Source organism: Pseudomonas sp. LBUM1676 (genome assembly GCF_059695605.1).
On record NZ_CP166777.1, the window covers coordinates 4,908,848 to 4,922,724 of the forward strand.

Here is a 13,877-nt window from a genome sequence, read left to right on the forward strand (position 1 = left end):
ACTACAAACGCTATTAACGGAGCGACTAATCCCCAACACGTAAATGGGGGTAGTGGCGCCTGTATACATTCCGTCAAACAACCATATCAAGTAGTTTTGACGAAATGTGTCTCACTTCAAAGATTTCTTTAAATTTAATAGGCCCAAACTCGCTCATAGACCGCATTTTATCAGGATCATTAAGTAAATTTTCGACGGATTTCAGCAGCCCCTCCGGCTCTCCTGCCTCAACACTGATGCCTACACCTAATGAGGTTATATAGTCACCATAGTCCGTAGAAGACTCTACCGAAGCTACAATCGGCAGCCCCACCCTCAAATAGTCGATAGTCTTGGATGGGAAGCTTGGAACATCAACGTCCCTGACAGTGCACACAAGAGCGAGGTCACATGATTTAATAAGTCCCAGATACTCATCGCGTGGTATGCGAGGAATCCAGATCAGGTTTTTGCAACCTTGGGCGACACATTCCTCAACCAGATATTCAAGGGACCCGCTTCCGATCACAAGGAAAATTACAGGCGATCCGGCTTTGTGCGCCAGCTTCGCGGCGACCAGCAAGTCTTCGAGACCTCGACCGTGAACCAGCTGCCCACCGAAAACAACCAGCGGATTACCTTCTGGCAAGTTGTATTTGTTTCGAACGATCGTACGGTCGATTACAGGCAAACTGGTGTCTTTCCCCCAAACGGGAGCGATACAAATGCGTTGCTCATCACGAATCGGATAATGCGTACGAAGGTAAGCCTCGTTGGCCGGTGACATGCACGCGACAACATCAAACATCCGTATCAACTTTTCTTCAACTTTCCTCGCAACGAAAAAAGATATACTTGAAGAAAATAAACCGATCTGCCGATGATGGTGCGGAAAGAAATCCCATTGAATCAACAAGGAGGTAAGCGTTTTCTTCTTCGCAAGCGCCATTATTGGCAACGCCATGGTTACGGCAGGTGAAAAAGAGATCACCATGTCAAAATCGATATCTTTCGATAGTTTTCGGGATACTGAATATGCAGAAAAAGAAGAAAGACTCCACTTCAGGATGCGTGAAACGAACGCCAAAGGAAAACGCACCAATACGGGAGGAATCGATATGACTTCGATACCATTTGCCAACTTCAGATCAAGACGAGCGCTGCCAGGGGCCGCCCACCAATCTAGGCGGACAACTGTAACTTCGTGGCCAAGTTCTTGAAAAGAATCAGCCAACTCATTTGTCAGCCAAGGGTCGTTTTCAGAGAGAGAAAACTTATTGCACAATATCAAGATCTTCATGGCTGTGTTCTCCTAAACCAATAGCCAAGCCCTATAGCCATGAGAATGGATAATAGTCCGTAAGTTATAACGTGGGCATACACTGGTGCCATCGCACCAAAACTATCGCGCATAACCATGAACGCAAGGAAAAGGAACATACCTTGCGCAAATTCGAATAGAATGGATACCCGTACGGCACCTCTAGCCATGAAAATTATTGATATTGCTGATGCGACGGTTCGGAAGATATCACCAACCATCTGAGGTAAAAAATAATCTGTCATCGGCAGAAATTCGTCAGAAAAAACCAGCCTGACAATCAAATTCCTGAGTCCATAAAGCACGACGAATCCTAGCAAGAGGGCCGACAACAGCCACATCAGACTTAACTTGAACTCCTCAATAACGGAATGAACATTGCTTGCTGACGCATATCGGGGCAAAACATAATTCATCAGAACAACGCCGACGAACTGCATATAGACGTCTGATAACTTGATCACGCCTTGCCACAATCCGACCTGCTCCCAGCCAAACTGCTGTGCCAGCCCATCACGCATAAGAATCTGCGCAATAGGTACTGATGTCGAGCCAACCAAGGCTAAAACAGAGAAAGACATCAGATGACGCATTCTGACTCGATCAAACAAAAATTTAAAAAACTGTAAGAGCAGTCTACGATGAAAAAACATGAACAAAAATGCGACAATTCCTGTAATAGCTGGCATTAGCATTACAGAATAGGCCGCCCCATTAAAACCAAAATAATTAACTGATAAGGCTAATATAGCCGTACCCAACAAAGTGCCGAGTATGTTGACCTTCGCGTAGAAACCACTTTCCCCGCGACTGCTTGCCTCCGCTTGAATCAGGCTGCCATAACCAACAAAGGCCTGGGCCAACCCAAGACATATGAAAAGCGCCGCAAATCCACCCTGCATTAAATGGTCTGACAGGGCCGTGGAAAAAACCGAAAGCAAAATCGCCACAATTAAAGAAATAATAGTGGTCAGAGTAAAGGCCGTGGAAAGCCAGGCTTGTCCGTCTTTTGATTCAATAGGTGACTTAGCTAGAACCTTTATCAAGCCATTAGTAATCCCGCCACCAGCGAACATTCCAGTGATCGCAACCAAGGTCATCAGCTGCCCAAGCAATCCAAAACCATCAGGCCCCAACTTCCAAGCTAATAGTTTTATCACTATGAGCCCTGCGACCGCCTTCACTAATATTGAGGAGGCAAAATGCACACCGGCTCTCAACCTTGCCAAACTTCAAACCTCATTCCATGTTCCTTTACCAGACACCATGCGTGGTCCAAAAGAGCTATGAGCGAGTAAGAAAATTCCTCACTCCAGAACGGTATAATCGCCAAACCCTATACGCGAGAAGCAAAAAGAGCGGCTTCCCAATCTGGTCTTTCCAAAAACACCATGCGCTCACCGCACAAGCGAGCGACCAAAATCCCAATAGCGACGACAAATTTACTAAAAATACCTAAACCGGAGATTTTAACCCACTATTTTATGCTATTTGCTCAAACTTTTCGACCATCTGTTGTATCGGTCGCGCAGGCAGGCTCAGGCTGCAAGATCACGAACCTTAACGAAAACTGTGACGCTGAAGATCTAACTGGCCGCCGGAAGAAGATTATACCTGCGCTCAAGCCACATCGCTGCCGCGGAATTAGACAAAATGCTTGTCGACGGGGTGCTCCCTGCGAGATTCTCGCCAGCGCCCCGGAAGCGACCAACCCCCTGGATGCCATCATATGGACATCTTTTCCCCTTCCTTCCTACCTTCAACTTTGGTTTTGGCGAGGCCGCATCGCTCACCATTTAGCGCAAACAACGGATGTAGCGCCGGAAAACTGACAATCAGAAAACTGCAGTAATAAATGACAAGAAGATGTAGAACCCACAGGCACAACTACTTTAAGCAAAGAACAACGATAACCCTCCAGCAATAAACAAAGTCTTCAAAAAAAAACCCGCCCATCATCTAAATGACGAGGCAGGTCGAATATTTATACCCATGGAGATTACGCGCTATCAAATCTCGTCCGAATGAGATGCCGGATAAGTACAAAGCCGCAAGCTATTACCGAACCGAAAAGAATGCTGAAAACAACTATCAGAAACTTCTTAGGCTTTATTGGGCTCGAAACTGGCTCGACAGCACCATCCATGCGATAGGTTTTCACATTCGAGAGACTTGAAGGAATCGACGAATAAAAAGCCTGCTTCGACTCAAGGTCACGCAACCGCCGAATAAATGGGTCATTGGATTCGCGTTTTTCCAGGTTCTCGATTTCGGCCTCTAGCGCCTTGGTACCACGCATATAAATAAGCTGCCCATCCAAACTACCTGCAATTTGAACCGCAGGATTGCCGGAGATGATTGGAGGTTTTTCCAAGCCAATGGCTTGAGCCACCCGCAGCGCTTCGCGCAGTTTGGTGATCGTATCCTCGCGAACTTTCCGGCCATTCTCCCGCAACTCGGCAATTTGCTTTTCAAGGCTGCGCACTCTGACCTCAGCCTCGTAAGAAACGTCCTTGATTATCTCTTGCTTCGACAAATTTCCTGCACGGAGTATGTAGTCCTCAGCCCATTTTGCAGCTTGTTCAGGATCGGTTCCTTGAATAGCTACCATATATCTATCCGGTATCTCCCTCGGAGACTGAGATACAACGATGCGCTTTGAAAGCTCGGAATACAGCTGGTCCTTGCTGCCGTCGGGATTTTTCTCTCTCAACGCAGGCATCATTACTTCAAAAATGAATGACTGGCGCAGTGTTTCGCCCCGTAAGCTCTGAAGAAAAACCGAATACACATCCTTTACTGAGAGTGGATTTAGCTCTGTGTCTTTTACTCGACCGTAGTTTAGGCTGGCGATATCATTCTGCGTGGGAGGTATAGCGAAAGCCTTAGCTTCGTATATCGGTTGCGCCACAACAGCGTACGCCACACCTATCAAGGTCAGAACACAGGTTATCCCAATAATTGTCCATTTCTGCAGCCAGAGAACACTTAATAAATCGGTGAGACTTACCTCACCCATGCTGCTGGAATTTTTACTGTTAAGCATTCGCCGCTTCCATAACACCTGATTTTCGACTGTCTGTCGCCCATTCGAGCGGCCGACTTCTTTCTAAATTAGTGACGAGTAAATCTTGCCTGCCCTGACAAATGAGCAAGGGCCATGCGTAGGCCGCCTAATTCAATATACGAATAGCATTGATGCTTTCGAGAGCTCCGCAACAACGCCCATCATAGATTCTCCTACCGCAGAAGAAACTTACAACCCAACCGGCCGCTTACGCTTCCGTCTAAACGCCAACGCGAGAAGAGGGCCAATCAGCATCCCCACAAGCAAAAATACCGCCATAAAAACTGAGCTTGGCAGTAGAGGGGTTGTCAATCCGAAAAAAGTAAGCTGCGATGGCTGTTGATTTTCAAGCATAAAAACTAATACCGCAACAGTACATACTGATAAACAGATGACTGATATGGCCTTCTTGAGACTACTCATCAAAGCGCTCCCGAGTAAGGATTTTAAATTTCACCTTCTTCCTCATCCTCATTCACCCGATCCCTCAACTCCTTCCCAGGCTTGAAATGCGGAACAAACTTGCCATCCAGGCTAACCGACTGCCCGGTCTTCGGGTTGCGCCCTACCCGCGGCGCGCGGTAATGCAATGAGAAGCTGCCAAAACCACGGATCTCGATGCGATCGCCGGTGGCCAGGCATTGGGACATTTGCTCGAGCATGGTCTTGATGGCCAGCTCCACATCCTTGGATGAGAGCAGCCCTTGATGGGTGACAATTCGTTCGATCAACTCCGACTTCGTCATATTTTTCCCTTCTTTTTCAAGCAGCTAGATCAGCGCTTCAAAGGTTTTAGCACGCCCGGATGGATTTGAACAGCCCGAGTTTTCACATATCTTTACCAGCTGTGAGCTTCCCTGCGGAGGGAGCAAGTGAATGCTGATCGCGTCCTTATTGGCTCATCTACAGATAACCAGCATGGTGCGGGTCAGGTAGCCGGCAGGATTGAAGCCTAAAGGATATTCGTCCTCTTCCTTGGCATCATCGGACCTGGCCACAACTTTGTAACCTGCGGCCTTGCACTCCTTGTCCGCTCGTTTGCGGCATTTCTCCCAGCCTGAGCCCAGTCCGGAGCAATCGATCTCGATGCCACTGACCCCACGCTTAGCGTGTGTCTTGGCGCTAGTGGTACAACCTGCCAATGCCAGTACCGCCACTGCGACAATGAGCTTGTTCATTCACTTCCTTATGCCGGACGCCCTGCCCGACTGTCGTTTGCTTCAGGCTATAGACTAGCTGCAAATAAACGATTGATCCTATTAAAGAAACAGACAACCAGGCGAGACCATTGGTTGCACAGGAAAACATTGTAGCGCCACGAGATCGATGCCTTTACCAAATCCCGCCCACAAAAAAGGGCGACCGAAGTCGCCCTTTTTCTATGGTCTGACAGAACTTAGTTCTGTTTTTCCATTTGTGCACGCAACAGGTCGCCCAGAGTGGTAGGACCAGCTGCAGGAGCATCCGAAGCTGGCTTGTCGCGCAGGCTCTGGATGGCTTCTTTCTCTTCTTCAACGTCTTTCGACTTGATGGAGAGCTGGATTACACGGCTCTTGCGGTCAACGCTGATGATCTTGGCTTCTACTTCTTCGCCTTCTTTCAGAACGTTGCGCGCGTCTTCAACGCGGTCACGGCTGATTTCGGAGGCTTTCAGAGTCGCTTCGATATCGTCGGCCAGGGTGATGATGGCGCCTTTAGCGTCAACTTCTTTCACGATGCCTTTAACGATTGCGCCTTTGTCGTTCTCTTGAACGTACTCGGAGAACGGATCGCTTTCCAGTTGCTTGATACCCAGGGAGATACGCTCGCGCTCTGGGTCAACCGACAGGATAACGGTGTCCAGCTCGTCGCCCTTCTTGAAGCGGCGAACGGCTTCTTCGCCCACTTCGTTCCAGGAGATGTCGGACAGGTGAACCAGGCCGTCGATACCGCCGTCCAGACCAATGAAGATACCGAAATCGGTGATCGACTTGATGGTGCCGGAGATTTTATCGCCCTTGTTGAACTGGCCAGAGAAATCTTCCCATGGGTTAGATTTGCACTGCTTGATGCCGAGGGAGATACGACGACGCTCTTCGTCGATGTCCAGAACCATGACTTCCACTTCGTCGCCGACTTGTACGACTTTCGAAGGGTGGATGTTCTTGTTGGTCCAGTCCATTTCGGAAACGTGTACCAGGCCTTCAACGCCTTCTTCCAGCTCAGCGAAGCAGCCGTAGTCGGTCAGGTTGGTTACACGAGCGGTAACGCGAGTGCTTTCTGGGTAACGGGCTTTGATAGCAACCCATGGATCTTCGCCCAGTTGCTTGAGGCCCAGGGAAACACGATTGCGTTCGCGATCGTACTTCAGAACCTTGACATCGATCTCGTCGCCAACGTTGACGATTTCGGAAGGATGCTTGATACGTTTCCAAGCCATGTCGGTAATGTGCAGCAGGCCATCGACGCCACCCAGATCGACGAATGCGCCGTAATCGGTGAGGTTCTTGACGATACCTTTGACTTGTTGGCCTTCCTGCAGGGATTCCAGCAGAGCTTCACGCTCGGCGGAGTTCTCGGCTTCGAGGACGCTACGACGGGAAACGACAACGTTGTTGCGTTTCTGGTCAAGCTTGATGACCTTGAATTCCAGCTCTTTGCCTTCCAGGTGCGTGGTGTCGCGCACAGGACGGACGTCAACCAGAGAACCTGGCAGGAACGCACGGATGCCGTTAACGTCGACTGTGAAGCCGCCTTTAACCTTACCGTTGATAACGCCCTTGACCACTTCTTCGGCTGCGAAGGCTGCTTCCAGAACAATCCAGCATTCAGCGCGCTTGGCTTTTTCACGGGACAGCTTGGTTTCACCAAAGCCGTCTTCAACCGAGTCCAGAGCAACGTGAACTTCGTCACCGACGTTGATAGTCAGTTCGCCAGCATCGTTGTAGAACTGCTCAAGCGGGATGAGTGCTTCAGACTTCAGGCCAGCGTGAACGGTTACCCAGCGAGCTTGGTAATCGATATCAACGATAACACCGGTGATGATGGAGCCTGCCTGAAGGTTCAGGGTTTTTAGGCTTTCTTCAAAGAGTTCCGCAAAGCTTTCGCTCATTTTAATTCCTGTTGAATAAGGGCGAAGGATACGCCCAGCTCCACATCCCAGACGACGTGGGTTACGTTCATTTAAAGAAACGACACAGGACTATGACTGGTCCCCTGGGTCGTTTCTTGGTCACCCGGCCAGATCGCGTAGGGCGATCTCGCTCATGATGCGTTGCAGCACCTGCTCGATGGATAATTCCGTGGAATCCAGCTGTATGGCGTCAGCCGCCGGCTTGAGCGGGGCTACCGCACGCTGGGTGTCACGCTCATCGCGTGCTCGGATCTCATCTAGCAGACTCGACAGACTAACACCATCGACTTTGCCCTTCAACTGGAAGTATCGACGGCGCGCACGCTCCTCGGCACTCGCAGTGAGGAATATCTTCAGCGGAGCATCGGGAAACACCACCGTGCCCATGTCGCGACCGTCGGCCACCAGCCCCGGCGCCTCCTGAAAGGCGCGCTGGCGCTGCAGCAGCGCCTCGCGCACGGCGGGCAATGCCGCGACCTGGGAGGCACCTGAACCGACGCTTTCGGTACGGATGACATCGCTGACTTCGTCACCTTCCAGAATGATGCGTTGCAGCTGACCGTCGGTCGCCGCGATGAACTGCACATCCAGATGAGCGGCGAGTTTCTTGAGCAGCTCTTCATTGGTCAGGTCGACGCCGTGGTTATACGCCGCGAACGCCAGCAGTCGATACAGCGCACCGGAGTCCAGCAGATTCCAGCCCAGACGCTTGGCCAGAATCCCGGCGACCGTGCCTTTGCCAGAGCCGCTTGGCCCATCAATGGTGATGACCGGTGCGATGATTTTCACGACTGAGCCTCTTGAGCTACACGGATACCGACCTGCGCGCACAACGCGAGGAAGTTCGGGAACGACGTCGCGACGTTGGCACAGTCATGGATGCGGATCGGTGCCGTGGCGCGCAGCGAGGCCACGCTGAAGGCCATGGCAATCCGGTGATCGCCGTGTCCGTGCACTTCGCCGCCGCCGATCTGGCCGCCGTCGATGATGATGCCGTCCGGGGTCGGTTCGCATTTGACGCCCAGCGTGAGCAAGCCATCGGCCATGACCTGGATCCGGTCCGACTCCTTGACTCGCAGCTCTTCAGCGCCGCGCAGGACAGTGCGCCCTTCGGCACAGGCCGCGGCCACGAACAGCACCGGGAATTCATCGATGGCCAGCGGAACCAACGCTTCGGGAATCTCGATACCCTTGAGTTTAGCTGCACGTACGCGCAGGTCCGCTACCGGTTCGCCGCCGACTTCACGCTGGTTTTCCAGGGTGATGTCAGCGCCCATCAGGCGCAGGATGTCGATCACGCCGGTACGGGTCGAGTTGATGCCGACGTGTTCGAGCACCAGCTCCGAGCCTTCGGCGATCGATGCGGCGACCAGGAAGAACGCGGAAGAGGAGATATCCCCCGGGACTTCAATGTGGGTCGCGGTCAGCTTGTGGCCGGACTCGACCGAAGCGGTGGCGCCGTTGACGCTGACCGGGTAGCCGAAGCCGCGCAGCATGCGTTCTGTGTGATCGCGGGTTGGAGCCGGTTCAGTGACGGTGGTTTTGCCTTCAGCGTACAAACCCGCCAGCAGCAGGCAGGACTTAACTTGAGCGCTGGCCATTGGCATGGTGTAAGTCAGGCCTTTGAGCTTGTTGCCGCCACGAATGGTCATCGGTGGACGACCTTCGGCGGCGGTCTCGATCACGGCGCCCATTTCACGCAGTGGATTGGCCACGCGATTCATCGGGCGCTTGGACAGCGAAGCGTCACCGGTCAGGGTGCTGTCGAAGCTCTGCGCAGCCAACAGGCCGGACAGCAGGCGCATCGAGGTGCCGGAGTTGCCCAGGTAGATCGGGCCTGGCGCAGGTTTCAGGCCATGCAGGCCGACGCCGTGGATGGTCACGCGACCGTGGTGCGGACCTTCGATCACCACCCCCATGTCGCGGAAGGCTTGCAAGGTCGCCAGGGCGTCTTCGCCCTCGAGGAAGCCTTCGACTTCGGTGACGCCATCGGCCAGGGAGCCGAGCATGATCGAACGGTGGGAAATCGATTTATCGCCCGGTACACGAATCCGCCCAGTCAGGCGGCCACCAGGTTGTGCCAGGAAAATCAGGTCGTTGGAATTCATAGCGTCCACATAAGCCCGGCGGGCCAGGATTTTACTGAAATGTTCGCGGGCAACCCGGGCGCGTGTGAACACGCCCAACAATTGGTGCCCATCCCCTGCATCGACCGCGTCGCGCAAGGCGTCGAGGTCGCTGCGAAATGTATCGAGTGTGCGCAGGACAGCTTCGCGGTTGGCGAGGAAGATGTCGTGCCACATGACCGGGTCGCTCCCCGCGATTCTTGTGAAATCGCGGAAACCGCCGGCAGCGTAACGGAAGATCTCTAGGTTTTCATTGCGCTTGGCCAATGAATCGACCAAACCGAAGGCGAGCAAGTGTGGCAAATGGCTGGTTGCCGCCAACACTTCGTCGTGCCGCTCGACCTGCATGTGCTCGACATCGGCGCCGAGTTCGCGCCACAGGCGGTCGACCACGGCCAGGGCTGCCGGATCGGTTTGATCCAGCGGCGTCAGTATCACTTTATGGCGGCGGAACAGGTCGGCATTGGAGGCTTCCACCCCGCTCTGCTCGGAACCGGCAATCGGATGCCCCGGCACGAAGCGCGCCGGCATGCCGCCGAACGCGGCGGTGGCGGCGCGCACCACATTGCCCTTGGCGCTGCCGACGTCGGTCAGAATCGCCGGCCCCAGGTCCATGCCGGCCAAGCGAGCGAGCATTTTTTCCATGGCGAGGATCGGCACGGCCAGTTGAATCACGTCGGCGCCCTGGCAAGCCACGGCCAGGTCTTCTTCGCAGCGATCCACCACGCCCAACTCGACCGCCAGCTTGCGCGACTGCGGGTCGAGATCGACCCCGACCACTTCGCGGCACAGGCCGCTTTCACGCAAGCCCTTGGCAAACGAACCGCCGATCAAGCCCAGACCGACCACCACCAGGCGCCCAATCACAGGTGCAGCAGATTGCTCTGCAGTGACATCAACCACGAGCCAGAACCTTGGTCAGCGCCTCAAGGAAGCGGCTGTTTTCCGTCGGCAGGCCGATGGTGATGCGCAGGTGGTTCGGCAGGCCGTAGTTGGCCACCGGGCGCACGATCACGCCTTCGCGCAACAAACCCTGGAACACCGGCGCGGCAATACGACCGACATCGACACAGATGAAGTTGCCCTTGGATGGAATCCAGCTCAGCCCCAGCTCCCGCAAACCTGCTTCCAGTTGCTGCATGCCGGATTCGTTCAGGCGACGGCTTTCAGCCAGGTACTCGGCGTCCTGCAGCGCTGCACAGGCAGCGGCCAGGGCCAGGCTGTTGACGTTGAATGGCTGACGCACGCGGTTCAGCACATCAGCGACGACGGCGGTGGACAAGCCGTAACCGACCCGCAGCGCCGCCAGGCCATAAGCCTTGGAGAAGGTGCGCGAAACCAGCAGGTTCGGGTAAGCCGCCAGGTAGTCCAGGCCATCCGGCAAGTCGCTGCCTTCGGCGTATTCGATGTAGGCCTCGTCCAGCACCACCAGCACGTGGGCCGGGACGTCCTGCAGGAATTCGTCCAGCGCCTCGGCGCCGAACCAGGTGCCGGTCGGGTTGTTCGGGTTGGCGATGAAGACAACGCGGGTATCGGCATCGATCGCCGCCAGCATGGCCGGCAGATCGTGACCCCAGTCTTTGGCCGGGATCACTTTGGCCGTCGCGCCGACGGCTTGCGTGACGATCGGATAGACCGCAAACGCATGCTCGCTGAACACTGCATTCAGGCCTGGCGCCAGATAAGCACGCGCGACCAGTTCCAGGATATCGTTGGAACCGTTGCCCAACGTCACCTGGTTCAGCTCGACGCGGCACTGCTCGGCCAGCAGGGTCTTGAGCGCAAAACCGTTGCCGTCCGGATAGCGGGTCAGCTCGGCCAATTCTTCGCGAATCGCGGCCAGAGCCTTGGGACTGGCGCCCAATGGATTTTCGTTGCTCGCCAGTTTGACGATGCTGGCCGGATCGATGTCCAGCTCGCGCGCCAGTTCGTCCACGGGCTTGCCCGGAACGTAAGGCGAAAGTTGTTGCACGCCCGGCTGTGCCAGAGCGAGGAAGTCGCCACTCATTTGCTACCCCTTAGAGAACTGCTTTCGGGTAGGAACCCAGCACCTTGAGTGCCACTGCTTCCTGACTGATCTTTTCCAGCACACCTTTGACCAGCGGGTCGCGGTGGTGGCCGACGAAATCGATGAAGAACACGTAGGTCCATTTACCGCTGCGCGACGGACGGGTCTCGATGCGCGTCAGGTCGATGCCGTTGTCGTGGAACGGCACCAGCAACTCGTGCAGCGCGCCAGGCTTGTTGCTCATGGAGACGATGATCGAAGTCTTGTCGTCGCCGGTTGGCGGCACTTCCTGGCTGCCGATCATCAGGAATCGCGTGGAGTTGTCCGGGCGATCCTCGATTTTCTCCGCCAGACGGGTCAGCCCGTACAAGCCTGCAGCCATGTCGCCGGCAATCGCCGCCGAGTTCCACTCACCCTTGACCCGCTTGGCCGCCTCGGCGTTGCTGGACACCGCCACGCGCTCGACATTCGGGTAATGGGCGTCCAGCCACTTGCGGCACTGGGCCAGGGACTGGGCGTGGGAATAGATGCGGCTGATGCTGTCGGTCTTGGTGTTCTCACCGACCAACAGGTGGTGGTGAATCCGCAGCTCGACTTCGCCACAGATCACCATGTCGTGTTCGAGGAAGCTGTCGAGGGTGTGGTTGACCGCGCCTTCGGTGGAGTTTTCCACCGGGACCACGCCAAAGTTCACCGCACCGGCCGCCACTTCGCGGAACACTTCGTCGATCGCCGCCATCGGTTTGCTGATCACCGCGTGGCCGAAATGCTTCATGGCCGCCGCCTGGGTGAAGGTGCCTTCGGGGCCGAGGTAAGCCACTTTCAGCGGCTGCTCGAGGGCCAGGCACGAGGACATGATTTCGCGGAACAAGCGCGCCATCTCTTCGTTGCCCAGCGGCCCCTGGTTACGCTCCATCACGCGCTTGAGCACCTGAGCTTCACGCTCAGGACGATAGAACACCGGCACTTCGCCTTCGGCCAGCGAGGCCATCTTTACTCGCGCAACTTCCTGGGCGCAGCGTGCGCGCTCACTGATCAGCTCCAGGACTTTTTCGTCCAGGGCGTCAATGCGCAGGCGCAGTGCCTTGAGTTCTTGCTCAGACATTAGCCGTGTTCCTTCTCGAACTCTGCCATGTACGAAACCAGTGCGTTGACCGCAACGATGTCGACGGCGTTATAAATGGAGGCGCGCATGCCGCCCACGGAACGGTGACCCTTGAGGTTCAACAGGCCACGTTCGTCGGCACCGGCCAGGAATGGCTTGTCCAGACGGTCATCCGCCAGGCGGAACGGCACGTTCATCCACGAGCGGTCCGACTTGTTGATCGGGTTGCTATACAGGCCGCTGGCGTCGATGAAGTCGTACAGCGTGCGCTGCTTCACGTCATTGAGTTTGCCGATGGCCTCGATACCACCCTGCTCTTTGAGCCACTCGAACACCAGGCCGGACAGGTACCAGGCCAGGGTTGGCGGCGTGTTGTACATCGAGCCGTTGTCGGCCGCGACCTTGTAGTCGAGCATGGTCGGGCACAGGGAACGGGCGCGACCCAGCAGGTCTTCGCGAACGATGTTGACCACCAGACCGCTCGGGCCGATGTTCTTCTGGGCGCCGGCATAGATCATGCCGAAGCGCGAAATATCCATCGGGCGCGAGAGGATGTCCGAGGACATGTCGGCCACCAGCGGAACGTCACCGGTCTCTGGGATCCACTGGAATTCCAGGCCGCCGATGGTTTCGTTCGGGGCGTAGTGAACGTAGGCCGCGTCTTTGGACAGGTTCCATTCGTTCTGGCCGGGAATGGCGAAGTAATCATAAGGCTTGGCGGTGGCGGCAACGTTGACATGGCCGTAGCGCGAGGCTTCTTCGATGGCTTTCTGCGACCAGATACCGGTGTCGATATAGTCGGCGGTGCCGCTTTCCGGCAACAGGTTCAGAGGAATCTGCGCAAATTGCTGGCTGGCGCCACCTTGCAGGAACAGCACTTTATAGTTCGAGGGGATATTCAGCAGATCACGCAGATCCTGCTCGGCCTTGGTGGCGATGGACACGAACTCATCACTGCGATGGCTCATTTCCATGACCGACAGGCCCTTGCCGTGCCAATCAAGGAGTTCAGCCTGAGCGCGCTTCAGGACAGCTTCGGGAAGTGCCGCAGGACCGGCACAGAAGTTATAGGCTCTCTTGCTCACATCCAATCTCGCTCTGATTTGGTGGTATCAATCGCATTATCAGTCGACACGGGGCCCTGCTGAAACATTTGTGG

General features: G+C 55.0%; 11 protein-coding genes. All 11 read right to left on the bottom strand.

Annotated elements, in window-relative coordinates; genetic code table 11:
- Positions 1-73 precede the first annotated feature (73 nt).
- Positions 74-1,279: a glycosyltransferase family 4 protein gene (locus ACA041_RS22600; protein WP_497437775.1), complete on the bottom strand. Its 1,206-nt coding sequence runs from the start codon at positions 1,277-1,279 to the stop codon at positions 74-76.
- Complete coding sequence (locus ACA041_RS22605) at positions 1,276-2,508, bottom strand: O-antigen translocase (RefSeq protein ID WP_497437776.1); 1,233 nt, start codon at positions 2,506-2,508, stop codon at positions 1,276-1,278. Before ACA041_RS22605 ends, ACA041_RS22600 begins: the two co-directional genes overlap by 4 nt.
- A 791-nt stretch (positions 2,509-3,299) precedes the next feature.
- Complete coding sequence (locus ACA041_RS22610) at positions 3,300-4,346, bottom strand: LPS O-antigen chain length determinant protein WzzB (protein ID WP_497437777.1); 1,047 nt, start codon at positions 4,344-4,346, stop codon at positions 3,300-3,302.
- Positions 4,347-4,813: 467 nt separating this feature from the next.
- Entirely contained in the window at positions 4,814-5,113 is a 300-nt protein-coding gene (gene ihfB, locus ACA041_RS22615) for an integration host factor subunit beta (protein ID WP_497280876.1), read from the bottom strand.
- A 153-nt stretch (positions 5,114-5,266) separates the two neighbouring features.
- Positions 5,267-5,545, bottom strand: coding sequence for a hypothetical protein (locus ACA041_RS22620; RefSeq protein WP_497437778.1), 279 nt, complete (start codon positions 5,543-5,545; stop codon positions 5,267-5,269).
- Positions 5,546-5,763: 218 nt separating this feature from the next.
- Positions 5,764-7,458 carry a 30S ribosomal protein S1 gene (gene rpsA, locus ACA041_RS22625; protein WP_213939899.1) on the bottom strand — a complete coding sequence of 565 codons (1,695 nt, stop codon included), beginning with the start codon at positions 7,456-7,458 and terminating at the stop codon, positions 5,764-5,766.
- Positions 7,459-7,578: 120 nt separating this feature from the next.
- Complete coding sequence (gene cmk, locus ACA041_RS22630) at positions 7,579-8,268, bottom strand: (d)CMP kinase (protein WP_497437779.1); 690 nt, start codon at positions 8,266-8,268, stop codon at positions 7,579-7,581.
- A complete protein-coding gene (locus ACA041_RS22635; RefSeq protein WP_497442153.1) occupies positions 8,265-10,472 on the bottom strand; it encodes a bifunctional prephenate dehydrogenase/3-phosphoshikimate 1-carboxyvinyltransferase in 2,208 nt (735 codons plus the stop codon). The genes cmk and ACA041_RS22635 overlap by 4 nt, the downstream gene beginning before the upstream one ends.
- Positions 10,473-10,500: 28 nt before the next feature.
- Positions 10,501-11,613, bottom strand: a complete 1,113-nt coding sequence (gene hisC, locus ACA041_RS22640) for a histidinol-phosphate transaminase (RefSeq protein WP_497437780.1) — start codon at positions 11,611-11,613, stop codon at positions 10,501-10,503.
- Between the two features lie 10 nt (positions 11,614-11,623).
- Positions 11,624-12,718: a prephenate dehydratase gene (gene pheA / locus ACA041_RS22645; protein ID WP_007899727.1), complete on the bottom strand. Its 1,095-nt coding sequence runs from the start codon at positions 12,716-12,718 to the stop codon at positions 11,624-11,626.
- A complete protein-coding gene (serC, locus tag ACA041_RS22650) occupies positions 12,718-13,803 on the bottom strand; it encodes a 3-phosphoserine/phosphohydroxythreonine transaminase (protein ID WP_497437781.1) in 1,086 nt (361 codons plus the stop codon). Before serC ends, pheA begins: the two co-directional genes overlap by 1 nt.
- Positions 13,804-13,877 lie beyond the last annotated feature (74 nt).

Bases quoted from the DNA above. Each gene is read 5' to 3' on its own strand.
- ACA041_RS22600 (WP_497437775.1), bottom strand. From the start codon at position 1,279: ATGAAGATCTTGATATTGTGCAATAAGTTTTCTCTCTCTGAAAACGAC.
- ACA041_RS22610 (WP_497437777.1), bottom strand. From the start codon at position 4,346: ATGCTTAACAGTAAAAATTCCAGCAGCATGGGTGAGGTAAGTCTCACC.
- ihfB (WP_497280876.1), bottom strand. From the start codon at position 5,113: ATGACGAAGTCGGAGTTGATCGAACGAATTGTCACCCATCAAGGGCTG.
- ACA041_RS22620 (WP_497437778.1), bottom strand. From the start codon at position 5,545: ATGAACAAGCTCATTGTCGCAGTGGCGGTACTGGCATTGGCAGGTTGT.
- rpsA (WP_213939899.1), bottom strand. From the start codon at position 7,458: ATGAGCGAAAGCTTTGCGGAACTCTTTGAAGAAAGCCTAAAAACCCTG.
- hisC (WP_497437780.1), bottom strand. From the start codon at position 11,613: ATGAGTGGCGACTTCCTCGCTCTGGCACAGCCGGGCGTGCAACAACTT.
- pheA (WP_007899727.1), bottom strand. From the start codon at position 12,718: ATGTCTGAGCAAGAACTCAAGGCACTGCGCCTGCGCATTGACGCCCTG.